This window comes from Galbibacter mesophilus (genome assembly GCF_023721415.1).
In the GTDB taxonomy this organism is placed as follows: Bacteria; Bacteroidota; Bacteroidia; order Flavobacteriales; family Flavobacteriaceae; genus Galbibacter; species Galbibacter mesophilus.
On the sequence record NZ_JAMQVC010000001.1, the window covers coordinates 712,084 to 737,428 of the forward strand.

The window sequence follows — 25,345 nt, forward strand, 5'->3', positions numbered from 1 at the left end:
AAAATGCTACGGAACCCTCCTCCACAGATAAAAAGAACTCGCTACGCTCAAACAGCTTTTTATCTTTTAGGCCCCCACTGCTTCCTTGATTTTCAATATTTCTATAGACAGGCCAAAATAACCTTAATCAACGGAAAAGCTTTTAAAACAACTTCAAATTGTACAAAAGTGATTCTTTCTGGAAAAATATCTCTAGAACAAATAACTAGTGAGATTAATTTATATTTGCCTAAAGTTTAAACACTCAATGAACGAAGCGAAATTCAAACCAAATCCGGACACACACCAATTGGAATCGGGAAACTATACTTGGCAATCGCCGAGCAATATTGCCTTGGTGAAATATTGGGGAAAAAAGGAAAATCAGATTCCTGCCAATCCTTCCATTAGTTTTACACTAAGCAATTGCTTTACCAAAACAACGTTGGAATTCAGCAAAAAAGAAAAAAAATCAGAAGGAAATTATAGCTTTGAGGTTTTTTTAGATGGAGATTTAAAACCTGATTTCGCTCCTAAAATTGAAACGTTTTTCAAGCGTGTGGAAGCATATTTGCCATTTTTAAAGGATTTCCATTTTACCATTAAAACACACAATTCTTTCCCGCACAGCAGCGGGATTGCTTCTTCTGCAAGCGGAATGAGCGCCTTGGCACTGTGTCTTATGAGCATGGAAAAAGCGATGAATCCATCCATTTCTGAAGAACATTTTAACGAAAAAGCTTCTTTTTTGGCAAGATTAGGTTCGGGTAGCGCTTGTAGAAGTATCGAAGGCCCTCTTGTAAGTTGGGGCGAACACAAAGCAATAGCCAACAGTTCTAATTTAATTGGCACTAAATATACAGGCGAAATACACGAGAGTTTTCAAGAATATCAAGATACCATTTTGCTGGTTGATGTTGGCGAGAAAAAAGTGAGCAGCACTGTTGGTCACGGACTCATGAACGGCCATCCTTTTGCTGAAAGAAGATTTTCACAAGCCCATGAAAACATCGATAAGCTGAAAGAAATATTTATTTCGGGTAATCTGGAAGCCTTTATTTCCGTTGTGGAGAGCGAAGCCCTTACCCTGCACGCAATGATGATGACTTCCCAGCCGTATTTTCTTTTGATGAAACCTAATACGTTGGCCATCATCGAAAAGATTTGGGCTTTTAGAAAAGAAACAGGACATAATCTTTGCTTTACACTGGATGCAGGAGCCAATGTTCACCTACTCTATCCAAAAGCAGAAAAAGAAGAAGTGCTTCAATTTATTAAAAACGAATTGGTTGCATTTTGCAAAGAAGGAAGGTATATTTGCGACGAAATTGGATTTGGAGCTTATTTGGTTGATAGTTGATAATGGATAATTAAAAATTGATAGCGTCCAAAATGTTTTTGAAAAATCATCATTTAGGCATGATGTATAGTTGTTTAGACGAATTTTTAACTGCCTGAGGTTGTTTTTGGCCTGTCTAGAAAAATATTGAAAATCAAGGAAGCAGTGTGGATAAATGATAAAAATCTGTTTGAGACCGACCATAGGAAGGGCGAGTTATTTTTATCAGTGGCTGGGGTTTCCGTAGCATTTTCTTATATTTTTATAGCAAGCCTAGATTTTTTTGGTTCGTTTTTTTATCAATGAAAAAAATGAACATATAATATTTTAGGACGGGATTGATTAAAAATTGATAATTTCTTGAAAAAGAATATCATCAAAGAGAAGAGCTTTGCGTACGCCATAGAAATTGTTTATATTTATAATACTTGATAGCGCAAAGAAAGGAACATGTGATGTAAACTTAATTATCAACTGAAACTCCTGTTTTCGAAATTAAATTACGGAGTTCGATTCAAATTTAGAAGTAATATTTATAAACCGATGAAGGGACCTTTATTCTACTCAAAAATTTTACTCTTCGGAGAGTATGGCATCATAAAAGATTCCAAAGGCTTGTCTATACCTTATAATTTTTATAACGGGGCGCTTAAAGTGGCTGACGACCCTTCTTCGGAAGCAAAAAATTCCAATGAAAGTTTAAAAAAGTTTGCGCTTTATCTTGATGAACTTCAGCAAGAACCGGATAGTCTAGTGTCTTTTGATATTGAAAAACTTACTGAAGATGTTGAAAACGGAATGTATTTCGATAGTAGCATTCCGCAAGGATACGGCGTTGGAAGTAGCGGTGCTTTGGTAGCTGCCATTTACGATAAATATGCCAATGATAAGATTACGGTTTTAGAAAACCTTACACGCGATAAGCTATTAAAGCTAAAAGCTATTTTTGGTGCAATGGAGTCGTTTTTCCACGGAAAATCCTCTGGTCTCGACCCATTAAACAGTTATTTAAGCTTACCCATCCTAATCAATTCAAAAGATAATATTGAACCCGCTGGCATTCCATCGCAAGCCGTAAACGGCAAAGGCGCTGTTTTCTTATTGGATAGCGGCACGGTTGGTGAAACCGCTCCGATGGTTCAAATCTTTATGGAAAACATGAAGCAGGAAGGCTTTCGAAATATGTTGAAAGATCAATTTATAAAACATACTGATGCCTGTGTGGACGATTTCTTAAAAGGAGACGTAAAATCACTTTTCAAAAATATAAAACAGCTTTCCAATACGGTACTTACCAATTTTAAACCTATGATTCCTGCCCAATTTCATAAATTATGGAAGCAAGGTATCGACACCAACGACTATTACCTAAAGCTTTGTGGGTCTGGTGGTGGAGGCTATATTTTAGGGTTTACACAAGATATTGAAAAAGCAAGGAAAGCATTGGATGGATATAAATTGGAAGTAGTTTATAACTTCTAAAATCCCCTCACATCATGTTAACGCGAAAGCAAAAGCACTTACTCTTAAAGTTGCTGAGTCTCTTTTCAGTTGTTCGCGGTTACAACTTGTTAGTCATTGCGCTGGCCCAATACTTAACGGCCATTTATATTCTAGCGCCGGAAATTCCCGTTACTTCCATTTTGTTTGATGGTAATTTATTTGCCATTGTTGCTGCTTCGGCCATTGCGATAGCATCCGGTTATCTTATTAATAGCTTTTACGATGCGGAAAAAGATTTAATTAACCGTCCCACCAAAACAATGTTAGACCGACTGGTAAGTCAGCGGTTTAAACTTTCGGCCTATTTTGTGCTTAATTTCATCTCCGTAATTTTTGCCAGTTACGTTTCTTTCAGAGCTGTTGTTTTCTTTTCCCTTTACATTTTCGGTATTTGGTTTTATTCCCATAAAATGAAAAAACTGCCATTTCTCGGCAATTTTGTATCGGCAACGCTGGCAATAACGCCTTTCTTTGCGGTTTTTCTTTATTACAAAAACTTTCAATCGGTGATATTTGTGCATGCTGTATTCCTGTTCTTAATCATTCTGGTTCGGGAAATGGTGAAGGATTTGGAGAATGTAAAAGGCGACCTTGCGCAAGATTACCAAACCATCCCTGTGATGTATGGCGAAAACACTTCTAAAATATTAATTACCATACTTATCGCACTTACTTTTATCCCCGCCTTTTTATTGGTAACCACTTTCGAAGTTGGCTACATGTATCTATTCTTCTACGCCTGCATGTTGCTTTTACTGGTATTCGTATTTTTTCTTTGGAAGTCCAACCGAAAAATGCACTATCTACTACTTCATAACATTTTAAAATTGATAATTGTAACGGGTGTCTTTAGTATCCTTTTGATTGATGTTGACTTGGTGCTAAACCGGATTTTGTAAGTCTGTGGACGCTGGAGGCTAGATGCTAGAGGCTGGAAGACCTAAGTGGTCAGTGGTCAGGTAAGATAGTTTGTTTTAAGGGTTTTGAGGCTGTTTTTCTTATTTTTTATTTAGACTCGTCACGAGCGTGAGGCTTGTGGTGGCGGGGACAGAAGCTTTTTAATTCCAAAATTCCCACCATTTTTTTGAAATGGAACGCTTATTATCATTTTCAGTTGGCTCAGTGGTCCAAAATTTATAAATGGTTCCTACAGCGGTCCCGCTATCTGAAATTGGGTATTTTAGCCCAATTTTATCCATAAAATCCAACACTTGCCAATCCTCGTTTGTGAATTCGTCTTGAGGATAAGCTTTAATGGGTTCTGCTTCCAAATCCCAACGAACATAATAATTCGCAATATTCTCCTTTTTTATATTAGGGACTAATTCTGCAACTAATTGAGGATTCCCTTTTTGTTCGTCAATTTCTGTTTCTGATAAATTATCATCCCAATAATCGGGAATAGGATTAAACTGGTCAACTAATTCTCCTGAGCTGTAAAAAAAGTACAACCATAAATCTCCATCATGGATGTGAAAAAAGAAAACAGGACAATCAAGTTTTTCAGATAAGTACTTCGATACATCTTCGGACTTCTCGAATCCACTTGGATATAAGATGGTGACGTTTCCTTTGTTCTCGTTTATAACACAAAAGTTTGGATTCTCGTTATCGAGATTCTCTTTTAATAGATCACCTCCATTTTTTTTAGCAAACTCTTTTAAGCATTTTTCAACGTCCTCTTTTGTTTTTCCAATAACTCCAGACATCGATAGAAAAAGTCCCATAGGCTTTGTTTTATTTAATCTAACTTTCAATCATCATGCGCGTGACGCTCGTGCTAGCGTGGGGAATTTCTAGCAAAAACACCATAAATATGCCCTAAATCATTGTTATTATGAATGACTTTATTTTCATTTTCTCTTAAAAGAACTACGACTTCTGATATTTTTTTTAATTTTTCTTCTTTAGTCATTTTTAATAGCAGACAACAGTTGGTATAACCGTCAGTTAAGTATTAAAGTATACATTTTTTTTTGAAATGATTTATTCTCAATTCTGAGTTTACATCAGTTTTACTTATTGACACAATCGGAAGCTCGTATAACTTGTATATGTAATTTATTCTATTAGTTAAAGTACTTGCTTTTTTTCTCTCCTCAAGCGCAGTAAAATCATCGTATTTTCCGTAAGGAACTCTATCAACAATGATAATGTCAAATACGTTTTGTTTGATATGACTATTAATCTCAATTTTCTTTTCAAATAGTTCTGTGAAATTTATTGTACTTAACTCCTTTAAGGTTTCGCTTGAATATTCTTCAGTTGCTATTAAGACTCTTTTATTATCGAGCTTTTTAGTTATCTCAATTATTAATTCTTTTTCTATGTTTTGGTCCAATGGTACCATGACCTTAATTAGTTCGTTACCTAATGAAACAGAGTGTGATACTTGACTTGCTATTATTTTACAGTTCATTAATCTTGTCAACTATATTTAGCGGCAACGTGTAAGAATAGTAAGGCAGAAAATAGACTCTTACTATTCGGTTTAACACAAGCTAAGTTTTTAAATTTTTCTTATTATAGTCATCAATAAGCCAAATCTAAAAATTTGGCGGACTTGCAAATGTGCATTAACTTAGATTTGTTAAATAATTTACTATGAGCAACTTATCTTGTTTCCAGCAGATTTTCCTTCCATATACATTGCGGTTTTTTCTTCTAAATAAATATATGATTGAGGTGCGTAAAAATTCTCAAAAAAGTCGGCTGGGTCAATTCCATCTTCAAATTTTTCAACTTTGGAAACTTTAATTGAAAATCCAGTTTCGGAACCTCGATAATAATTAAAAAAGTCTTCTTTTTCAATTCCGCCAACTGTATTAAATTCGCTCCAAAGTTTTTCTGGGCTATTCTCTATTATTTCTTTTATCGTAAAAAAACCAATTATTTTCTTTTCTGGTGATGAAGAGTAGACAAAGATTTTGTCAACTGGTCTTTTAAAAATCTTTTTTCTAAACTCAACCTTTTTAGTGCCTGACATAATCGCGTGCGCATAAATTGGCTTAATTGATAATATAACGCTTGTCAAAGTATCCTTCATTATATAATTTGGTGTAATCAGTTTCTTTTAACTCTGTTATAGTTTGTAGCTTATTTTTAAAGCTATCAATTGTTTTAATTTTTTGTAAGCTAATATTTTTTTTCAAATATGTAATAAGTCTAAAAGTAATTACGTGTAATTCTTTTTTCTCTTCTAACCAACTTCGCAATTCCAATTCTGTGAATACTGTTTTTTTTCTAACTGTATTCCATAGCTTGTCGAAATCCTTAATAATTTCAATACTTTCCAAAACACCAAATGGCTCAATTACTTGATTGGTTTTAGACGAGTAGAAAAACAACAAATCTCCTTTATTAGGTTTTCTATTTTTTGAATTGGATATATAAGCTTTAATTATTGTATTTCCTTGAATTTCATTTATACTATCAGGTGCTTTATCAAATAGAGTCGGCGGTCTTAGTTTGCCGTCTTTAAATAACGAACCATAAAAATCTGGGCGAATTGGAATTACATACTTCTTAACTTCTGAACTATTTAAATAAAACGGATGAGCTGAAATAGTATTTTTTTTGATACTGATCTTGGTTTTATCTAAACATTTTATCATTCTAATCTCAGTCAAGCCTTGACTATTCTTAAATTCACTTCTATAAAAACCGAACTTTTCAAGTAGCTTAATTAAATGTATTTGTTTTTCGTAAACTGTTAGGTATAGATACTTAATCTTAGTATTAATACATAATTCAAACATTTTGTTTAGAAAAAGTTCTCCTAACTTTATTCCGAATGCAGTGTCATCTACTTTTAAAGTACAAATCTTGAGTGCTTTGTCAAATATTTTTGGTAATTGGTGGTCTTCTACTTTTTCAATGTTATAAATTAATATTGCTTGTAAATTGTCTTCAACAATTAATGAATAACATTTTCTGTTTTTAGTAGCACATTTTTGTAACCAAGAATTGAATTCTTCTTCTCCATAATCTTCTCTTAAACTATCAAAAAATGCACTATTAAATTTTGTTTCTATTTCCCGAATACTATGTTCTCTGAGAATTGGATGAGAAGGAATTTTGAAAGTAAATTGTTCTTCGAGAAGTTTTAATGCTTGTTCAATTGTTAAGACTTGCTTACTTAAATTTAATTTTATAGCATTTTTGTGAATTCCCTTATCTTGTGTAACGAAATAATCAACAAAACTTTTTTTTAATTGATAAAGCTGTTTATTGTCAATTTCGTCATTTATTTTCCGGTTCTTTAATTGGTAATTAAATTCAGCAGTTGGTTTTGCATAATCCTGTAAAGGTTGATATTTGTTGAGTTTTGAAATAATTATTTCTTTTCTCTTAGCATCCTTATCTCTACTCACATCAACAGGTATAGCTTTAGGATGATAAAGTATTTCACAATTGTTGGTGTTTGCAATTCTGTAAAACTTAGCGAAATTATCCGTTATAACCCGATTGTCTTCCAGTTCAATTAAGATGTTTGTGTCAATTAGAATTCTCAATTATTTACAGTGTTTTTTAAATTACCGCCAACTTCAGCATAACCGCAAAATACAGTTACACTTCCTCCTTCCAAATCTAACAAATTGTCAGTTTTCTATGACATATAAAGAAATATTTCTATTAACGAAAGTATTAACATTTTGGGTTAAGTCGGCTGTTTTTTAGGTGCAAACACGCGTCGTTTAGGTTCCGAGACCCTATTTTTAGGTGTTTTGGACAAAATTTTAGTCATCATGGTTAAAGTTTTAGGTGCCATCGCTAAAGTTTTAAAGAACGCACCTAAAAATTTAAGCACTATACCCAAAAGTTTAGGTCTTTAACCTAAAGTTTTAGGTCCTGAACCTAAAATTTTAGGTGTCGAGGCTAAAAGTTTGGCTATGTAACCTAAACGTTTAGGTGCGGAGGCTAAAACTTTGGGTAACGGACCTAAAATCTTCGTTACCGAACCTAAATGGTATGTTTTGCTGGAGGCTGGAAGTCTGGAGACAGGAGACCGAAGTGGTCAGTGCTCAAGTAATCTGCTTTGAGTGTTTTGAGGCTGCTTTTCTTATTTTTACTCAGACTCGTCACTGGCGTGAAGCTTGAGCTAGCGTGGGGACCAGTTATTAATCCTTTGTTGTTTTGGTTGTCTTCGTATTTTTCAAAATATTCTTATGCTTATGGCTGATTGTGTTCATTAGGATGTTCTTCGGTTTAAATGATTTTCCAAAGTCCGATAATACAGGAAACTGATTTTTTATATCGGTCTTGTTTGGTTTTAAAAGATTTGAAATCTGCAACTCTTTCCAATTCGGGATGGTCTTTCTCCAAGGTCAGTATTCGAAAATCGTTTTCTTCGCTTGCGTCGAACACGTCAACTAAAGCAAGAAAATATTTTTTATAATTTTCGTCCAATCTTTTTAGTTTTTCAATATCTTTCTTGTAAGAATGAATTGTTGAACGAAGTTTCAGCTCGAAAGCATAAATTGTTTCGTCAATTTTGAAAGCAAAATCTGTCGGTCCAATCTTGTTGAAATCTGTTTCTCTAAGCCAGCAACTTTTTTTGTTGAAAATTATTTTTTCATTTTGTTTGATTGCTTTTCCAAGTAAAAATGCAATGTAAAGTTCTGGTGAATAGAAAATTCCTTTATTAGTCAATTCTTCCAATTCACAATCCTCTTTTTTTAAAGTTTGAAAAATTACATTGTATAGGTTCTGTTCGTCCATTTAATTGGTGCTAATGGTCTAGTTTAAGAATAGTAGCGGATTTTCACACCCCAACTTTTCGGATTAGTACTGACGTTAGCAATTACGAGTGAATTCGGCTGTAGAAGAATCCGACGTAATTGTTTTATACATTTTTGGCTACAGTTTTTACTTGTCTATTAATAAGCCTATCAATTCTTCTTTTGTTTTCTTGTTGTAGCAATGAAGGGTATAAATTCATTAAAATATTCGCAATCATTATTGTAAGTCCGAATAATAAGTTATGAGTAAAACTTTTATAAACTGCAAAAGCAGTTACGAAAATAAATCCAATCAGATGACTTATTTCAGCGATAGTCATTTCTTTCCGTATTTCAGTCAATTCTATTTTTTTGTTTTCAAGTTTTATTTTTTGATTAAAAAACTTGAAAAAGGTGTTTTTTACAATCCATTTAAAATATCCAATTCCGATTTTTTTATTCAGATTCTTGCTCACAATAAAGTTTAGGTGTGATAATTTTTTGTAGTATTCCGTTTTCAAAAGAATACTATTCAAAATCATTCCTACAATCCAAGATATAAAGCAAATTGAAATTCCAAATGTTAAATATTTAATCATAAATTTTCTTGTTCTGTTAAATTGTAGTCAACAACTATACAATCCCAACATACAGTCACCCCTCCTTCCAAATCTACCAAATTATCTGTTTTCTATATCTAATGAAGAAATAATCTATCAACGACATATTAACACTTTCACCAAAGCCATCTAATTTTGGAGACTAGAGATTGGATGCTAGATGCCAGAAGTCGAAAGTCCGGAGACGGAAGAAGTAAATTTCTCTTATTCCCTTCTTAACTTCTTAACTCCTAAAAAAAATAATCAACCAAAAAAAACCTTCCTCAGAAACAATTAAAACCTTTAAAAGATTAAGACATCGGAATCTAAAACCAATTTAATCCCCACTACTAGCAACAATACAGCGAATGCTTTTTTTAATGTTGCCGCTGGTAATTTATGGGCAAGTTTTGCTCCGATACGTGCGGTAAAAAAACTAGCGAAACTAACACAAACAAATGCATAGATGTGCAGAAAGCCCAATACACCTTTGGGCAAGGCTTGTTTTACACTGGGATCGATAAATTGCCCAAAGACTAGAAATCCGATAGCACCGGCAACAGCGATGGGCAAGCCACAAGCAGCCGATGTTCCTACGGCATGCTGAATTTTTAATCCGTAATTACTTAATATGGGAACGGTTAATGTACCGCCACCAATACCAAAAATAGCGGAAACGATACCGATAAAACCTCCCAAACCCGTTTGTCCAGCAGGCGATGGTAGCTTGCTAAAGTCGTTTTCGTCTAAGGCTTTATTTTTCATGAACAGCATTTTTAATCCTACCAAAAACGCACCTACCCCAATAATTGCTTGAAGCGAATTGCCATGAATAATTGATGCAACTCCCGCACCAACCAAGGACCCGATGACCAATCCTGGTGCCATACGTTTCCACACACTCCAATTTACGGCTCCTTTACTATGGTGGGTGCGAAGGGAACTAATAGATGTAACCACAATGGTTGCAAGAGATGTGCCAACGCCAATATGTGTAAGTGCCGCTTCTGGAACGCCTTGCGCTGCAAAAATGTAAATTAATGCGGGAACAATTATCATCCCGCCGCCAATACCAAATAAACCGGCAAGTAAGCCCGCGAGAGTACCAGCGGCGAGGTAGTAAAGAATAAATATATCCATAAGTGAATTAAAATTTTGATTGGGTTACTTGTTTCAAGGCCTCCAATTAACGAAATATAACTAGTAAACTAAAGCCTTAAACACAGAAAGCATTTAATAAATATGAATATGCGTAATCCATCATATCAAGATGAAAATGTCAGGTCGAGCGCAGTCGAGATCCTATTTAAATCTGTTAAGTCAAGTGACCTCTCGACTGCGCTCGAGGTGACAGTGCAATATGATGGATTACGCATATTCAAATTAAATAATACATTGGGGCTAAACAGCGAGTTCCTTGCGTATAATTGCTGCGCCGGCACTCAAAGCACTTAACTTACCGCTTGCTACATTTCGAGATAATGGAGCCATCCCACAGTTTGTGCAAGGATAAAGATTTTCAGCATCTACATACTCAAGTGCCTTACGCAGTGTAGCGGCTACTTCTTCGGGTGTTTCAATGGTGTTGGTCGCCACATCAATTGCGCCGACCATGACTTTTTTACCCCGAACGAGTTCAATTAAATTAAAAGGAACACGGGAGCCATGACATTCTAACGAAACAATATCAATATTCGATTTTTGAACACTCGGCAGAATTTCTTCGTATTGGCGCCACTCAGAACCTAACGTCTTTTTCCAATCCGTATTTGCTTTTATTCCATATCCGTAGCAAATATGCACGGCTGTCTGGCAGTGCAAACCTTCAATGGCTCTTTCCAATGCTGCCATTCCCCAATCGTTTACCTCTTCAAAAAACACGTTAAATGCGGGTTCATCAAATTGGATGATATCTACTCCGGCATCTTGCAGTTCTCTTGCTTCTTCATTAAGCGCTTTCGCAAATTCCCATGCCAATTTTTCTCGGCTTTTGTAATGCCCGTCGTATAGGGTATCTACCATGGTCATCGGTCCGGGCAACGCCCATTTTATAGGCTTATTCGTTTGTTTACGTAAAAATTTAGCGTCCTCCACAAACACTGATTTTTCACGTGCAACATCGCCCATAACAACGGGAACACTAGCATCGTAGCGGTCACGAATTTTTACAATTTTTCGATTTTCAAAGTCCACCCCACTCAAATGCTCAATAAAAGTGGTTACAAAATGTTGGCGCGTTTGCTCACCATCACTAATAATATCGATCCCTGCCACTTGTTGTTCATGCAGGGATACGCGCAAAGCATCTTGTTTCCCTTCCAGTAACTGATCGCCTTCTAATTTCCACGGAGACCAAAGTTTTTCGGGTGGTGCCAACCATACAGGCTTGGGCAAACTTCCAACAGTAGAAGTAGGTAATATATTTTTCATAAAAATATAAGTTTAGTGTATTGAATTAATTAATGGGCGAAATTAGCAGACCATTGTTCTAAGATATTTCTGTAAGGCTTCATAAAATGTTTTTCTGCAAATTTGCCTTGCTCAATTCCTAGTCTGGTACGCTCCTCTCGGTCGTATACAATTTTTGTTAGAGAATGGTCTTCGTTATTCAGGCTTGGCTTGTAGCATTGTCCTGCCACAGCATTGGCATTGTAAATTTCAGGCCTATAAATCTTCTGAAAGGTTTCCATAGTACTAATGGTGCTGATTAATTCTAGGTTGGTATAATCCGCTAGCAAATCGCCAAAGAAGTAAAACGTTAGCGGTGCAACACTATCAGCAGGCATAAAATAACGAACCTGCAAGCCCATTTTTTTAAAGTATTGCTCGGTTAGGGAAGACTCGTTCACTTCATATTCATAACCTAAAATCGGGTGGTGGTTTCCTGTACGATGATATGTTTTGTTATTTGAAACACTTAAACATATAACCGGTGATTTGGAAAAATGCTCTTTGTAGGTTTCTGAATTCACAAAACCCTTAAATATGTTGCCATGCAATTCACCAAAATTATCCGGAATGCCATAAGTGTCCTCATCCTTGTTATATTCCGAAAGCAATACGCTAAAATCATAATCGCGCACGTAAGAAGAAAAGTTATTGCCAACAATGCCTTCGGTACGTTTGCCTGTTTTATGATCGATAATATGTGTTCTTAAAACCTCGATTGCAGGGAATGTTGCACCGCTACCATCCAAATCTATATCAACAGAAACAATTTCCAGTTCAACCGAATAGCGATCGCTATTTGGATTATCCCAGTTTGCCAAAGTATTAAAACGATTGTTGATCATGTTGATCGTATTGCGCAAATTTTGCTTTCTGGATTCCCCTCTTGCCAGGTTGGCAAAGTTGGTGGTTGTACGTGTGCTGTTGGCCGGAACATAGTTTTCATCAAAACGAATACTTTTCAGTTTGAATGTAAAATTGATTGCATTCTGGGTGTTTTCAATGTCTTTCATTTTGCTTGTCTTTGAATCTTCCAGTATGATCGATTTCATAGTTTTAGAAGATTTAATTTCTGTCAAAATTATAAATAACAGATATAAATATTTCAATGAGAATTAAATTAAGACATATTATCTTTATTTCTTTAACTGAAAGATAAAATACCTTTTCTTTGCAATGATTTAATACCTAAAAAGAAAATTTATCTATGACTGATTTAGATCAAATTGATTTGAAGCTACTGGAACTGCTTCAAGAAAACGGCAAGTTGACCACAAAAGAAATAGCACAACAGGTTAATCTATCACCAACTCCTGTTTATGAAAGAATCAGACGATTGGAAAGGGATGGAATCATTAAAAAGTACGTCGCCTTAATTGAAGCTGAAAAAGTAGGCAAGGGTCTTATTGTTTTTTGCGATGTCACGCTAAAAGAGCACACCAAAGCAATAGGCAATCGGTTTGTTCAAGAAATAATGTCTTTGAAATACGTAAGCGAATGCTATAATATTTCTGGAGACCATGATTTTAGACTAAAAATTGTTGTGAGAGACATGAAGCATTATCAAGATTTTGTAATAAATGATTTAGGGTCTATAAAAAACATAGGCAGTGCCCACAGCACATTTGTAATAGGGATAATTAAACATGATTATGGGGTTCCACTTTAATTAGCTGGGTGCTGGGTGTTGGGTGTTGGGTGCTGGGTGCTGGGTGCTGGGTGTTGTAAAATAACTTTTTACTTTTTTATTTTTATTGTTACTGTCACGAACGGGACGCTCACGCTAGCGGGGGAGGATTTTAAGAAGTAGGTGAGAAAAAGCAATTATTTATATCCATTGCTGTCTGCAGCTTTTTTATTTCAGTCGTTTTTTAGTATCCATTCTCTGGTGTAAAATTCTAACGATTTCGACCATTTCATTCTCGCCTTTTCTGTAAAAAATCAAATGCGATTTGATTTTCGTTACTCGATAGTTTTTTCGAGTTTGTTCAGCTGATTTTCCAATCAGATAGTTGTCCGCTATAAATTCAATCTCTCCGATTATCAGGTCGTAATATCTGTCGGCTTGTTCTTTAGACCATTTGTGAAAAGTATAAATCCAAATATTATTTAAATCATCAATCGCTTGTTTACTTATTCGATATTGATTTTTACTCATAAATGTTTGCGATGTAATTCAGTCAGGTTTTGTTTTGGGTCAAAATCTTCAACAAAACCACTATTCTCTCCGACTTCGAGAGCTTTAATTAATTCTCTTTCTTTCTTTTCTTCCCGTTCCAGCAAACGTAATGCAGAACGAATAACTTCACTTACCGAGCCGTATCTACCTGAATTTACTTCTTCTCTGATAAAATCCTCAAAATGACTTCCGAGTGATATTGATGTGTTTTTCCCCATTTTAAATATATTTTTCACTCGAATATACCAAATCTTGGTAACTATGCCAAATTGCACACAACTACCGAATAACCACACCATGCAGTTATCCTTCCTCTCCCAAATCTACCAAATTATCTGTTTTCTATGTAATATGAAGAAAGAATACTATCAACGAAAATATCAACATTTCTGGTTATGTCGGCTATTTTTTAGGTGGAAATACGCGTTATTTAGGTTCCGAGACCCAATTTTCAGGTGTTTTGACCAAAATTTTAGCCGTCATGGTTAAAGTTTTGGGTTCCATCGCTAAAGTTTTAAAGAACCCACCTAAAAATTTAAGCGCAATACCCAAAACTTTAGGTGTCGAGGCTAAAAGTTTGGCTATTTAACCTAAACGTTTAGGTGCGGAGGCTAAAAATTTGGGTAACGGACCTAAAATCTTCGTTACCGAACCTAAATGGTAGGGTTTGCTGGGTGCTGGGTGCCAGATGCTGGATTCTGGAGGTTGGAAACTGGAAAATCATTTCCTTTTTTATTCTTACTCGTAAGTGTCACGAGCGTGACGCTCGCGCTAGCAGGGGAGAAATGGAATGCCTTATGATGAAAACTTTGTTTCTAAATTAGCTTAAAATAGTTTGTTTTTTAACTCAGTTGTTTGTTACCACACGCTTTTTATTAAAAGTCCAATTATAATTATTGGTGGCAAAATTATCAGTGCGTGATAAATAAATCCAGTTTTTAAATAGTAATCGGCTTTTATCTTGAAAACATCAAGCTTGTCCAATTCGTGATATTCAGCTTTCGAAGCTTTAAACATATTATGGTCAATTGGCTGATGATTTTCGTGTCTTTCTAAAATTCTTTCGTATTTACTCGATATTTTTTCGGCAAATTCTCTTTTCTCATTTAGTTTAGGTTTGTCGTTTAAAGTCTTAAATATCCTTAATTCGTTATATAAACTCGAGAGTTCAAGTCCGCAATTGTGATATTGTTTTGCTTTTGTACTAAAGTCTTTAGCATTCTCTATTTGTCCGAAAACGAGTAATAATATAGAAAGACAAGTAATTGAATAAGCAATTAAATTTTCATCAAATGTTTCTGTCGAATAGATGTTGTAAACAGATAAAAGTCCAACAGCAATGAGGTACACAGATAACATACTCAAACATAAATTGGATAAGTCGGCTACTTTTAGAAGTCTCTTATTAGCGTTAAAACGACTTCCTTTAGTCGACCATATTTTATAGTTCAGTTCCTCAAGAAATGTTTTATCTAAATAGTCTTTGTGTGATTTTTTCTTTTCCAATTTTGGGTTATTTCTTTTCAATCCTTTTTAACCTTTCTGTAATATCCATTTCATATTCTTCAAGCAATTGTTGATTATTAATTGCAGTATTTACGTCTTTTTTGATGACTTTCAATTCGTTTATTATTCCGTCAAGTTTTTTGTCTAAAATTATTTGATTGTCTATAATTCTTTGATATTCTTCTGCTGTCATATTGGTTGGTTTAAATGTGTGGTAACAACTAAATTACCACAACATGCGGTTATACTTCCTCCTACCAAATCTACCAAATTATCTGTTTTCTATATCGAATGAAGAAAGAATACTATCAACGAAATATTAACATTTTCACCAAAGCTGTATATTTTTGGAGCCTAGAGGTTGGATATTAGAAGTCGGAAGTCCGGGGACCGAAGAAATAACATTTCCTTTTTCACTCATTCTCTTTTTGACTCCTTAACCAAAAAAAGCATAATTAACTAAATCAACCAGTAACCAAATCAACCAAAAAAACTTTCACACATTCCCTTGTTAACTTCTTTACTTCATAAAAAACAACTCATCGCCTCAACAACAATAAAAAAGTCCCCATGTGCACATGAGGACTTGAATAGTTGAAAGAGTTAACCAACATCACTCTTCAACAATAATAAAATTAGATCGCCTATTTAAAGAATGTTCTTCTTCCGCACAGTTAACACCGTTAGAACAGTGGTTTAGTAATCTACTTTCCCCGAAACCTCTAGCTCCTTCAATTCTACCGGAATCTATTCCGCTGGCAATCAAGTAACGTTTGGTGTTTTCTGCCCGAGCGTTAGAAAGTTTCATATTATAAGTATCAGATCCCCTGGAATCGGTGTGCGATTCTATCATGATGTTAAGCGTTGGGAATTCCTTCATTACATACAATACTTTTTTCAAAGCAACTTGCGCCTGTGGGGTAATTTCTGCTTTGTCCAATTCAAAATAAATAGGGTCAACATCTATTTTCACTTTATCCCCTTCTTTTACGGTTAAACTTTCTAAGGAAGTTAAATACACATCGTTTCCTGTAAGTGCTTCAGAATGATTTTCCGTAGTTTGCGCAATAAGAGTTTTGGAAGTGTAATTGGTTTTTGAAAAGTGTAATTCGCGTTCGTTTTTAAAAGGAAGCTTCACCTCATAATACCCATCTTCATCGGTTTGGAAAGTTTGCGTCACCGAATCCAAAAGTATGTCCCGAACTTCAATATTGGCCTCCGGTAGTGGCTCTTTAGTTTTTGAGTCATAAACATAACCCGAAAACAATTGATGCATAAGCGGGTCACGTTTTTTAAAGTAATAAATATCGTCGTCGCCTTTCCCCATGCTTCGGTTGGAGGCAAAATAACCCGTGCGGTCTTTCGGATTGTAAATAAAACTGAAATCATCCATGTTTCCGTTAAGCGTAGGCCCCATGTTTAAAGGGGTTTCATAACTGGTTTTGGATATAATTTTACTTTGGAAAACATCCATTCCTCCAAGTCCGTAATGGGCATCCGAAGAAAAATACAAAATGCTATCTGTGGCAAACGGAAACATCTCCCTACCCGGCGTATTAATTTTTGGTCCTAAATTAACCGGTTCGCCGGTGGTGCCATCCTCATAAATTTCAGCCACATAAAGATCAGATTCCCCGTAACCCCCAGGCATATCCGAGGCAAAATACAAGTATTTGCCATCTGCAGAAATAGCGGGATGTCCACAAGAATAGCGCATTCTGTTAAATTCCAGCGGCTCAATATTGGTAATGGTTTCTCCGTTTACATAGCCCTTTAAAAGTTCTAGATTAGAAACCCCATCCCGATTGGTTTTAAGTTTGTTTTTTGTAGTATAATTACTGGTAAAATACACAAACTTATCATCTTTACTGAATACGATAGTTGCATCGTGAAAATTGGTTTTTTCACTCAATTCAAACTTTTTCGCTGGTTTTAGCTCCCCATTGCTTTTATTTCTTTCTGAAATATAAAAGTCTAAATAAGGCTGCTTGTTCCACGGATAAATTTTGTCTTTTGAAACTGATGTATCCCGCGCTGAAGAAAAAATTAGATAATCTTTATAATACATCGGCGCGAAGTCAGACATCGGCGTGTTCACCGATACATTCCTGATTTTGTAAAGTGAATCAGATGCTTTTAATTCATCCAAATGACGTTTTTGCGTGGTAATGGCGCTCAGTCTTTCGTAATCGTCTGCGTAAAACTCTTTTATCAATTCGTTGGCTTTTTCATAGTGCCTGCACGATTTAGCGGACTGGATGTATTTTATAAAAGTGCTTTCTTTTATATCCTTTTTTTCAAGGTCGTACAGCTTTTCATACCAAGCGTACGCATTTTTATAATCATTAATGTTAAAGTAGGAATCTGCCACCCTTTCCACCGTTGCCGGATTCATTTTTTTCGCCTTTTCGATGTTTTTCTCATACTCCTTGGCGGCTTCTTCAAAGTGATATTCAGTAAACAATTCATCTGCTTTCCAAGTATTTTTTTGGGCATACAAGCCAAAAGAAACGGAGAGCATCGCCAGTATTAATATTCGTATTTTCATTTTTAGAGTAGTTTTAGGTTAGAAGAATCTTGGTGATTTTGCACGTCTTTTTAGGTCTGGCAAGGAATACCGAAGTATAATTTCGTGCGAACCATCGTTGTATTTATTGAGTTCTGTTGTGGCATAATCATAGGCATACCCTGCGAAAAAGTTTCGTGAGATTTGAAAGCCTAACAGAAAACTCATGGCATCGTTAAACCGATACGCTGCACCCACGGTAAACTTTTCCTGAAGCAATGCGTTTAGGGACACATCTACAGTTACGGGCGCTCCCTCAGTATACTTTACCAAGGTTGAAGGTTTCAGCATAAAATTCGGTGAAATAGGAAACACATAACCACCCATTGCATAAAATTGTGTGGTTTGGTCTACCACCAACTCATCTTCGTCGTTAAAAGTTTCGGTTTTAATAAAGTTTGGCGTAGAAAGCCCTACATACCAACGGTCGCTGTACAAATAGGTTCCAGCACCAATTATTGGCCGGATGTTGTTTACATTATTCTGAAGAATGGGGTCCGCAGTATCTGCATATTCACCTTCAGACCAATCTACGTTTAAAATATCTATCCCTGCATTCATTCCGAAGGAAAGGTAGGTGTTGTAATTTAATTGAATATTATAGGAAAACACCCCGTTAATGTCCAATGCGTTGGATGGTCCAATATTGTCATTAATGGCGGTAAGTCCCACGCCAATACGTTCCCCTACTTTTCCACCTATAGTTAGTGACTGCGTGGAGGGCGCACCATCGATCCCAACCCATTGAGATCGATGAATTAGGCCGACTTCCAACCGGTTTGCCCCCGCATACCCTGAATTTAGGGTAAGCGTATTGTACATATATTGCGTAAACTGAGGTTGCTGTTGTGCTTTTGCATTTTGAAAGGCAAAGAAACCAAGCGCAAGTATGATGATTGTTTTATATTGAGTGATCGTTTTCATCTGGTTATTTTTTTTATTTCTATTGGTCAGATGGAATGTCATGATTAACATATCGTTGAATTCGAAATTTGTTAAATGACATTTCATAAGAATACTATTATTGAGATTGTTTTTGATGGATTTTACACACATGATTTTCATTATTTTGCGATGTATAACCATCCCGATTTATCTTCGCCCAACTCGTCTATTTTTAGCGAGTAGAAATAAACCCCAGCGGGCAATTCTTGATCTCTGTTTACGGCACCACTTACATTGGCAATACCTGTCCAATTGTTTTGGTATCCAACCATTTCGTAAACCTTGTTTCCGTAGCGGTTAAACACTTTTAGCACGCTATTCGGGTATTTTTCAATACATTCTATTCTGAAGAAATCGTTATAACCATCATTGTTTGGCGTAAACTCATTGAAAACCGTTAAGCAACTAAGCTCAATAATTACCTCCGCAGTGTTATTATCCAAGCTGTCGTCCATTGGTGTGGTAGCGCTAATGGTAGCCACGTTGGTGTGGGTTCCAGTTGGATTTACCTGAACACGAATAACTAGCGTAGCGGTTTGGCTGGCACCTAAAGCATCTATGTCCCAAACCCCATTAGCGGCAAAATAAGTTCCTGTTGAAGCCGTATGCTGCTGATATGTAAATCCTGAAGCAATTACCTCATCTACAATTACATCCGTAAATTCAGTTGCCCCCGTATTAGTTACAGTAACCGTGAATTCAATAAACTCACCAACAAGTGGGGTTATGTTGTCTACCGTTTTTGTAATGATAATATCAGAAACTGGAATGTTTTCAATAGTCAATTCGTCTGTGGTATTATCATTGGCACTACCTTGACCGTTAGTAGCCGTTACCACAACATCATAAACCCCTTCAGAAAGTTCGTTTGCGGTTGGGATTTGCAACGTCCAAGTATCATCGCCGTTATCAGTTAAATCACCATCGCCTTCGGTGTATATGTTTCCATCAACCTCAACGGTAAGGTCATCTGAAGAAGTAGCAGTACCAACAATTTCTGGTGTTGGGTCTTGAGTAACGATTTCAGCTACCGTTGGCGTTACTGGCGGCGCGTCGTCTAGAATGATTAAAATCCTAAGTTCATCTGTCGTTACATCGGTAACGGTAGCACCCGCAGTATTCATAGCCGTTGCAACTACATTATAAACGCCCTCTGGCAATGCTTGAATACTTGGAATGGTTAGCGACCATGTATTATCACCATTGTCTACCAAACTTCCTGCACCTTCAGCATATACCGTTCCATTAACGGCAACTGTTAATTCATTTACCGAATCGGCTGTTCCCATAATTGTTGGCGTAGTATCGTCAGTCACCAGTGGTATCACGGTTGGCACCGTAATATCATCCCCACTTCTTACACCGTCGTCTATTATAAGTTCGTTTGTGGTATTATCGGTCACTGAATTGTTTGCATCATCCGTTACCGTTGCAATAACATCATATTCTCCGTCGGGCAGTGCGTCGGAATCTGGAATTTGCAATGCCCATGTATTATCTTCATTGTCGGTCAGGTCTCCGTCTCCTTCCGTGTAAACCACTCCGTTCACTTCTACGGTTAGCATATCTTCAGAGTCAGCTGTTCCAGTTACATAAGGTGTAACATCACTTGTAACCAATTTATTAACCGTTGGAGTGTTTGGTAAATCAGCTTCAATAGTCAGCTCATCTGTAGTGTTATCAGTTGCTGTATTTCCAGCTGGGTCGGTAGCGGTCGCCACTATGTCGTATGTTCCTTCGGGAAGTGCATCAGCATTTGGAATTTGCAATGTCCATGTATCATCGTTATTATCTGTAAGATGAACACCCCCTTCTTGATAAGTAATGCCATTTACAGCAACCGTTAATTCGTCAACTGAATCTGCAGTACCCGTAATTGTCGGAGTAGTATCGTTAGTTGCTAATGGAGTTACGGTAGGCATATTAGGCGCCATGGTATCAATAGTAAGCTCGTTGAGGGTACTATCGTTATTTGTATTTCCGAAACTATCGGTTACTTCAGCTTTTACATCGTAGAAACCATCAGTCAGCGATTGATTATCGGGTATCTGAAGCGTCCAAGTATCATCTACATTGTCAGTTAAATTTCCGTCACCTTCCGTATAAACTACATTATTTACTTCAACAGTTAGGTCGTTACTGGAAGTGGCTGTTCCCGTAATTTCTGGTGTTGTATCCGCAGTAGTCAACAATTCTACCGTAGGCGCAGTTGGCATGCTAGTGCTAATGGTAACTTCATCCGTGGTAGTATCCGTGGAAGTGTTGTTCGCATTATCCGTTGCCGTGGCTACCACATCATATGTACCGTCTGGCAGTTCGTTGCCTGCTGGAATCTGCAACGCCCATGTATTGTCTCCATTGTCGGTTAAATTTCCTTCGCCTTCCGAATAAACAACATTATTTATGGCAACAGTTAGATCGTCTTGAGACATTGCTGTTCCTGTAATCAACGGAGTTGTATCATTCGTGTTCAATACATCTACAGTAGGATTGTTTGGAAGTGTCGAATTAATCGTCAGTTCATCAACTGTTGCATCATTGGAAGTATTTCCTGCTGCATCGGTAGCTGTAACGGCTACATCGTACGTTCCGTCTGCCAATTCGTTGCCGGTTGGAATTTGAAGTTTCCAAGTATCATCGGTGTTATCCATTAAATTCCCATCACCTTCGGTATAGGTAACGCCATCAACCACAATCGTTAAATCGTCTGCGGAATCGGCCGTCCCTGTTATTTCGGGAGTTGTGTCATTCGTTACCATAGCGTTTACAGTAGGCACTGTAGGAGCAGTAGTGTCAATGGTCACTTCATCAGTAGTTGTGTCGCTATTAATATTTCCAAAACTATCAGTCACTACTGCGGAAACGTCATAAATATTGTCTGGCAGTTCATTTCCATCCGGAATTTGAAGCGCCCAAGTATCATCGCCGTTATCGGTTAAATTTCCATCACCTTCTGAATAGGTGATACCGTTGATTGCAACCGTTAAGTCATTAGCGGAAGTAGCCGTTCCAGTAATCATCGGAGTTGTATCGGCGGTTATCAATGTATTTACTGAAGGAATACTTGGCAAGCTTGTACTAATGGATACTTCATCCACCGTAGCATCCGATGAGGAGTTTCCAGCAGCATCATTAGCCGTGGCAATTACATCGTAAACGCCATCTGGCAATTCATCTCCATTCGGAATTTGAAGCGCCCAAGTATCATCACCATTATCAGTTAAGTTTCCATCGCCTTCTGAGTATGTTACACCATTTATGGATACTGTTAAATCAGCATCAGAATCTGATGTTCCCGTAATTTCCGGTGTAGTATCGTTTGTCGCCAAAGTATCCACTGTTGGAATGCTAGGCGGTATAGTATCAATAGTGAGTTCGTTTACCGTTGCATCATTGGCACTAATTGCACCATTTGTAAGCGTTGCTTCTACATCGTAAACGCCATCTGGCAGTTCGCTTCCTGTTGGAATTTGTAACGTCCAAGTATCATTTCCATTATCCGTTAAATTTCCATCGCCTTCCGTATAGACAATTCCATTGACTTCCACGGTTAGGTCGTTAACCGAATCTGCTGTTCCCGTAATTGTGGGTGTAGTATCTGTAGTGGTTAAAAAGTCAACCGTCGGCGTATTCGGAGCCGAAGCATTTATAGTCAGCTCATCCACGGTTATGTCCGTAGCCACATTTCCAGCATCATCTGTTGCAGTTGCCACCACGTCGTATGTCCCGTCCGGCAAGGTATTGGTATTTGGAATCTCCAATGTCCATGTATCATTTCCGTTATCGGTAAGGTCTCCATCACCTTCCGTGTAAGTAATTCCATTTACTTCAACCGTAAGCTGGTCTTCCGAAGTGGCTGTTCCCGAAATACTCGGTGTGTTATTATTAGTGGTTAAAGGAACAACCGTTGGAATTTCAGGAGCGGTAAGGTCAATTTCCAGTTCGTTCGTTGTAGTATCATTGGCCGTGTTTCCAGCTGTATCAGTGGCTGTTGCAACTACATCATAAACATTTTCAGGAAGTTCATTTCCAACAGGAATTTGAAGTGACCAAGTATCGTCGCCGTTATCGGTCAGGTTACCGTCGCCTTCGGAATAGGTAATTCCATTTATTTCAACAGAAATACTATCTGCGGAATCGGCTGTACCTGTCAGCACAGGAGTTGTATCATTGGTGGTTTGCGCATCTACTGTTGGCGTAGTTGGCTCGGTAACATTTACTGAAAATGCTAGTGCTGCTGAAGCACTTGCGTTACATGTTCCGTTATCGGTAGTAACCGTCGCTTCAATCGTAGCATCTGCATCCGCTACCAGTTCACTTCCCGCTATATCAAAACTGAAAGTTAGACCTGCTGCAACAGTGGCATTGTAATCTGTTCCATTTACGGTTAGTATTATTGTGTCGCCAACGGCAGCATCACCAGCAACAGTTCCTGAAATTGTAACGTCGGTTTGCGATTCGGCAATATTAATGATATTGTCGCCTGCTATGTTTCCGCTAAAAGCGATAGTCGGATTCAAATCATTTTCCAGTACCGTTACATTGGTAACTGCTAAATCTCCCGCTATGTTGTCGCATCCAGTAACATTGCTGGTAATGCTTGTGTAAAAATTAATGGGTGTGGCTGCTGCAGTTAAACCGGTTATAGTTAATGAGCCGTCCACGCCGATGCTGTAAGTAGCGCCTCCTTGGGTAAGCCCATCGGTAATTTGAGATGTTTTATTGTTGTCAAAATACCATGAAAATGAGCCTTCGATACTGCTGGTTGCATTTAAAGTAATGGTGTTGCCCTCACAAAAGTTATTTTCGGCTCCTGTTACAGAAATGTCTGCCGCCAAAGGTCTATCCAATGCGGTTACATTTACGGCAACCCTTGCCGATTCTGTTGTGCATCCTGCTTTAGCCGCCGCTACATAAAAAGTGCTGTTGGCAGTAATAACGGGTGTTGTAAACGTAGCTCCAGAACTTACTGTTGTTAATAGATTTCCTCCTTCAGCTGCATCATACCATCTTATTTCCAAATCAGTAGGATTGCTGGTAGCAATTAAGTCGGCTGTTTCTCCAATACAAACAGCTTTATCAACTGTTGAAGCATCCAAAGTGGGTAATGCAGGTGTTCTAACTACTCCAAACAAATCTAAGCTTTGCGCAATTTCTAAATTCAGCAAAGAAGAGTACCTTATGGTAAGCCTGTCTATTGGCGCGCCCGGACTATACGGAATGGTAGTTGGTAAATTTTGATTTGCCCGAATTTGTATTAACGAAAGTACATCGGCAGTCAACAAGCTATTGAAGGACACCGTTTGCACGACTTCCCCTTTATTGCTGGCTATTACGTCTATTCCATTTAGCGCTCCCACCGCCAAGAGTCCAGGGGAGAGTCGAAGTCTGATATTAAAATTATCCGAAGCGTTGGAAGAGCCTTCAAAATATATGGACTGTTGAATGGAGGCGGCTACACTTAATATCCCCAAGTTTAACCTTGAAAAACTATTAACATTCCCATCGATTGCATTTCTGGGATTAGCAACGCCCGCGCCTCCAAGATTTAATAAATCCAAAGAAATTCCGGTTCCATCAAAGGAGGTGAAGGCAGCATTTGCACATTCGGCGCTATTCGTTACGTAATAAGCCCCGTAAAGTCCCAGTCTTTTCGTGTTACCCAAGCCCACCAATGAACCTACGCGGTTGGTGAGACGAATTCGGTTATAATTTTGACTTGGCGTTACCGCTATAAAAAATTCCCCGCTGGCATTGGTAACAATCCTTAACCTTCCGCTGGAAAAATCGTTATCAGTTTCTGAGCGTCCCGTTAAAATAGGTGTTTCACCATTACGAGCCTCAACTGTGAATTCCTGATTTCCTATAAGAACAATTCCTAAAACATCAGAAAGAAGCCCGCCCAGGGTACCACCCAACAGTGCTGGCAAAAGATTGGCTTCAGTATCAATTTTAATATAGGTAGTGGTATTTGCCGGAACCATGGCCGGGTATTGTAGTTCAATATGACCAGAATACGCTCCTATACCGAGTGCTAATCCGGCACTGGCAAAAATATCTGCCTTAGTGGTTAGGTCACCATCCCTGGCATTGTCAACATTTTGGGTGTGGTCTTCACTTACAATAGAAGTGGTGAAAACTTTGGTTTGGGAAAAGACGCTACTGTTAAACAGAAACATGAAAATAATCCCAAAGCACATCTTCGCGATAGTAGTAAATTTTTTCATTGATATGTGGTTTACGTTGGTTAATCGTAAATTTAGGGGATACCAATAATCGTGTGTGTGTTTAGGGGTAGTTGTAGAGAGGGAAAAATAAATTAAAACCTTTTTTGAGGTTTTTTTTCAAAATTTTTAGTTGTTATTTTAGCTCATTAGATGTAAGATTTTGGGTTTATTCTTACATCTAAAGTATAGTATATACGAAGTTTGTTTAATCTTGGTTTTGTTAAAAAGAAGTTAAAATCTTATGGTTTTCATGCTCAAATATCACTTTCAGTGTTATTAAATTGTTAAATTTTAAATTTAAAACAGGGGGTGAAATATGTCACTTAATTGTTAC

The 25,345-nt window shown here is 37.2% G+C and carries 21 protein-coding genes; 4 read left to right on the forward strand and 17 right to left on the reverse strand.

What is annotated here, in order from left to right:
- Nucleotides 1-247 precede the first annotated feature (247 nt).
- The 3 genes from NDQ75_RS03085 to NDQ75_RS03095 all read left to right on the forward strand — a co-directional run bounded on the left by NDQ75_RS03085 (nucleotide 248) and on the right by NDQ75_RS03095 (nucleotide 3,720).
- Nucleotides 248-1,339, forward strand: a complete 1,092-nt coding sequence (locus tag NDQ75_RS03085; protein ID WP_202027911.1) for a diphosphomevalonate/mevalonate 3,5-bisphosphate decarboxylase family protein — start codon at nucleotides 248-250, stop codon at nucleotides 1,337-1,339.
- Between the two features lie 522 nt (nucleotides 1,340-1,861).
- On the forward strand, nucleotides 1,862-2,800 hold the full coding sequence (locus tag NDQ75_RS03090; RefSeq protein WP_202027912.1) for a mevalonate kinase family protein: 939 nt from the start codon (nucleotides 1,862-1,864) through the stop codon (nucleotides 2,798-2,800).
- 14 nt (nucleotides 2,801-2,814) lie between these two features.
- Nucleotides 2,815-3,720: a geranylgeranylglycerol-phosphate geranylgeranyltransferase gene (locus tag NDQ75_RS03095; protein ID WP_202027913.1), complete on the forward strand. Its 906-nt coding sequence runs from the start codon at nucleotides 2,815-2,817 to the stop codon at nucleotides 3,718-3,720.
- A 159-nt stretch (nucleotides 3,721-3,879) separates the two neighbouring features.
- On the opposite strand, the gene NDQ75_RS03100 is transcribed toward NDQ75_RS03095, so the two are convergent.
- From NDQ75_RS03100 to NDQ75_RS03140, 10 genes are all read right to left on the reverse strand, one after another.
- Nucleotides 3,880-4,548, reverse strand: a complete 669-nt coding sequence (locus NDQ75_RS03100; protein WP_202027914.1) for a hypothetical protein — start codon at nucleotides 4,546-4,548, stop codon at nucleotides 3,880-3,882.
- A gap of 53 nt (nucleotides 4,549-4,601) precedes the next feature.
- A complete protein-coding gene (locus NDQ75_RS15895; protein WP_262895538.1) occupies nucleotides 4,602-4,736 on the reverse strand; it encodes a hypothetical protein in 135 nt (44 codons plus the stop codon).
- Nucleotides 4,737-4,778: 42 nt separating this feature from the next.
- Nucleotides 4,779-5,240, reverse strand: a complete 462-nt coding sequence (locus NDQ75_RS03105) for a hypothetical protein (RefSeq protein ID WP_202027915.1) — start codon at nucleotides 5,238-5,240, stop codon at nucleotides 4,779-4,781.
- Between the two features lie 183 nt (nucleotides 5,241-5,423).
- Nucleotides 5,424-5,867, reverse strand: a complete 444-nt coding sequence (locus tag NDQ75_RS03110) for a hypothetical protein (protein WP_202027916.1) — start codon at nucleotides 5,865-5,867, stop codon at nucleotides 5,424-5,426.
- Nucleotides 5,830-7,335 carry a PIN domain-containing protein gene (locus tag NDQ75_RS03115; protein ID WP_202027917.1) on the reverse strand — a complete coding sequence of 502 codons (1,506 nt, stop codon included), beginning with the start codon at nucleotides 7,333-7,335 and terminating at the stop codon, nucleotides 5,830-5,832. The genes NDQ75_RS03110 and NDQ75_RS03115 overlap by 38 nt, the downstream gene beginning before the upstream one ends.
- 694 nt (nucleotides 7,336-8,029) lie before the next feature.
- Nucleotides 8,030-8,542, reverse strand: a complete 513-nt coding sequence (locus NDQ75_RS03120; protein WP_202027918.1) for a hypothetical protein — start codon at nucleotides 8,540-8,542, stop codon at nucleotides 8,030-8,032.
- Nucleotides 8,543-8,666: 124 nt separating this feature from the next.
- Nucleotides 8,667-9,140 carry a glycosyl-4,4'-diaponeurosporenoate acyltransferase CrtO family protein gene (locus NDQ75_RS03125; protein WP_202027919.1) on the reverse strand — a complete coding sequence of 158 codons (474 nt, stop codon included), beginning with the start codon at nucleotides 9,138-9,140 and terminating at the stop codon, nucleotides 8,667-8,669.
- A 303-nt stretch (nucleotides 9,141-9,443) separates the two neighbouring features.
- Nucleotides 9,444-10,280 (reverse strand): sulfite exporter TauE/SafE family protein, encoded by an 837-nt coding sequence (locus NDQ75_RS03130; RefSeq protein ID WP_202027920.1) that lies wholly within the window; start codon nucleotides 10,278-10,280, stop codon nucleotides 9,444-9,446.
- A gap of 261 nt (nucleotides 10,281-10,541) precedes the next feature.
- Nucleotides 10,542-11,570 (reverse strand): methionine synthase, encoded by a 1,029-nt coding sequence (locus NDQ75_RS03135; RefSeq protein WP_202027921.1) that lies wholly within the window; start codon nucleotides 11,568-11,570, stop codon nucleotides 10,542-10,544.
- 29 nt (nucleotides 11,571-11,599) lie between these two features.
- Nucleotides 11,600-12,640 (reverse strand): DUF1852 domain-containing protein, encoded by a 1,041-nt coding sequence (locus NDQ75_RS03140; RefSeq protein ID WP_202027922.1) that lies wholly within the window; start codon nucleotides 12,638-12,640, stop codon nucleotides 11,600-11,602.
- A gap of 155 nt (nucleotides 12,641-12,795) precedes the next feature.
- Here NDQ75_RS03140 and NDQ75_RS03145 point away from each other — a divergent pair, with 155 nt between their 5' ends.
- On the forward strand, nucleotides 12,796-13,257 hold the full coding sequence (locus NDQ75_RS03145) for an Lrp/AsnC family transcriptional regulator (RefSeq protein WP_202027923.1): 462 nt from the start codon (nucleotides 12,796-12,798) through the stop codon (nucleotides 13,255-13,257).
- A 186-nt stretch (nucleotides 13,258-13,443) separates the two neighbouring features.
- On the opposite strand, the gene NDQ75_RS03150 is transcribed toward NDQ75_RS03145, so the two are convergent.
- From NDQ75_RS03150 to NDQ75_RS03180, 7 genes are all read right to left on the reverse strand, one after another.
- The gene (locus NDQ75_RS03150) at nucleotides 13,444-13,746 is read right to left on the reverse strand and encodes a type II toxin-antitoxin system RelE/ParE family toxin (protein ID WP_202027924.1); all 303 of its coding nucleotides are present in this window, start codon (nucleotides 13,744-13,746) and stop codon (nucleotides 13,444-13,446) included.
- Nucleotides 13,743-13,985 (reverse strand): type II toxin-antitoxin system ParD family antitoxin, encoded by a 243-nt coding sequence (locus tag NDQ75_RS03155; RefSeq protein WP_202027925.1) that lies wholly within the window; start codon nucleotides 13,983-13,985, stop codon nucleotides 13,743-13,745. Before NDQ75_RS03155 ends, NDQ75_RS03150 begins: the two co-directional genes overlap by 4 nt.
- Before the next feature lie 640 nt (nucleotides 13,986-14,625).
- Nucleotides 14,626-15,273: an SLATT domain-containing protein gene (locus NDQ75_RS03160; protein WP_202027926.1), complete on the reverse strand. Its 648-nt coding sequence runs from the start codon at nucleotides 15,271-15,273 to the stop codon at nucleotides 14,626-14,628.
- Between the two features lie 7 nt (nucleotides 15,274-15,280).
- A complete protein-coding gene (locus NDQ75_RS03165) occupies nucleotides 15,281-15,466 on the reverse strand; it encodes a hypothetical protein (RefSeq protein ID WP_202027927.1) in 186 nt (61 codons plus the stop codon).
- A gap of 420 nt (nucleotides 15,467-15,886) precedes the next feature.
- Nucleotides 15,887-17,821: an OmpA family protein gene (locus NDQ75_RS03170; protein WP_202027928.1), complete on the reverse strand. Its 1,935-nt coding sequence runs from the start codon at nucleotides 17,819-17,821 to the stop codon at nucleotides 15,887-15,889.
- An 18-nt stretch (nucleotides 17,822-17,839) separates the two neighbouring features.
- Nucleotides 17,840-18,763: a PorP/SprF family type IX secretion system membrane protein gene (locus tag NDQ75_RS03175; protein WP_202027929.1), complete on the reverse strand. Its 924-nt coding sequence runs from the start codon at nucleotides 18,761-18,763 to the stop codon at nucleotides 17,840-17,842.
- A gap of 140 nt (nucleotides 18,764-18,903) precedes the next feature.
- Nucleotides 18,904-25,011, reverse strand: coding sequence for an Ig-like domain-containing protein (locus NDQ75_RS03180; RefSeq protein WP_202027930.1), 6,108 nt, complete (start codon nucleotides 25,009-25,011; stop codon nucleotides 18,904-18,906).
- Nucleotides 25,012-25,345: the final 334 nt, after the last annotated feature.

What these genes read in the sequence shown, in the direction of transcription:
- NDQ75_RS03090 (WP_202027912.1), top strand. Translation starts at nt 1,862, where the DNA reads ATGAAGGGACCTTTATTCTACTCAAAAATTTTACTCTTCGGAGAGTAT.
- NDQ75_RS03175 (WP_202027929.1), bottom strand. Translation starts at nt 18,763, where the DNA reads ATGAAAACGATCACTCAATATAAAACAATCATCATACTTGCGCTTGGT.
- NDQ75_RS03180 (WP_202027930.1), bottom strand. Translation starts at nt 25,011, where the DNA reads ATGAAAAAATTTACTACTATCGCGAAGATGTGCTTTGGGATTATTTTC.
- NDQ75_RS03165 (WP_202027927.1), bottom strand. Translation starts at nt 15,466, where the DNA reads ATGACAGCAGAAGAATATCAAAGAATTATAGACAATCAAATAATTTTA.
- NDQ75_RS03100 (WP_202027914.1), bottom strand. Translation starts at nt 4,548, where the DNA reads ATGGGACTTTTTCTATCGATGTCTGGAGTTATTGGAAAAACAAAAGAG.
- NDQ75_RS03135 (WP_202027921.1), bottom strand. Translation starts at nt 11,570, where the DNA reads ATGAAAAATATATTACCTACTTCTACTGTTGGAAGTTTGCCCAAGCCT.
- NDQ75_RS03170 (WP_202027928.1), bottom strand. Translation starts at nt 17,821, where the DNA reads ATGAAAATACGAATATTAATACTGGCGATGCTCTCCGTTTCTTTTGGC.
- NDQ75_RS03145 (WP_202027923.1), top strand. Translation starts at nt 12,796, where the DNA reads ATGACTGATTTAGATCAAATTGATTTGAAGCTACTGGAACTGCTTCAA.
- NDQ75_RS03110 (WP_202027916.1), bottom strand. Translation starts at nt 5,867, where the DNA reads ATGAAGGATACTTTGACAAGCGTTATATTATCAATTAAGCCAATTTAT.
- NDQ75_RS03120 (WP_202027918.1), bottom strand. Translation starts at nt 8,542, where the DNA reads ATGGACGAACAGAACCTATACAATGTAATTTTTCAAACTTTAAAAAAA.
- NDQ75_RS03155 (WP_202027925.1), bottom strand. Translation starts at nt 13,985, where the DNA reads ATGGGGAAAAACACATCAATATCACTCGGAAGTCATTTTGAGGATTTT.
- NDQ75_RS15895 (WP_262895538.1), bottom strand. Translation starts at nt 4,736, where the DNA reads ATGACTAAAGAAGAAAAATTAAAAAAAATATCAGAAGTCGTAGTTCTT.
- NDQ75_RS03130 (WP_202027920.1), bottom strand. Translation starts at nt 10,280, where the DNA reads ATGGATATATTTATTCTTTACTACCTCGCCGCTGGTACTCTCGCGGGC.
- NDQ75_RS03095 (WP_202027913.1), top strand. Translation starts at nt 2,815, where the DNA reads ATGTTAACGCGAAAGCAAAAGCACTTACTCTTAAAGTTGCTGAGTCTC.
- NDQ75_RS03105 (WP_202027915.1), bottom strand. Translation starts at nt 5,240, where the DNA reads ATGAACTGTAAAATAATAGCAAGTCAAGTATCACACTCTGTTTCATTA.
- NDQ75_RS03140 (WP_202027922.1), bottom strand. Translation starts at nt 12,640, where the DNA reads ATGAAATCGATCATACTGGAAGATTCAAAGACAAGCAAAATGAAAGAC.
- NDQ75_RS03085 (WP_202027911.1), top strand. Translation starts at nt 248, where the DNA reads ATGAACGAAGCGAAATTCAAACCAAATCCGGACACACACCAATTGGAA.
- NDQ75_RS03150 (WP_202027924.1), bottom strand. Translation starts at nt 13,746, where the DNA reads ATGAGTAAAAATCAATATCGAATAAGTAAACAAGCGATTGATGATTTA.
- NDQ75_RS03125 (WP_202027919.1), bottom strand. Translation starts at nt 9,140, where the DNA reads ATGATTAAATATTTAACATTTGGAATTTCAATTTGCTTTATATCTTGG.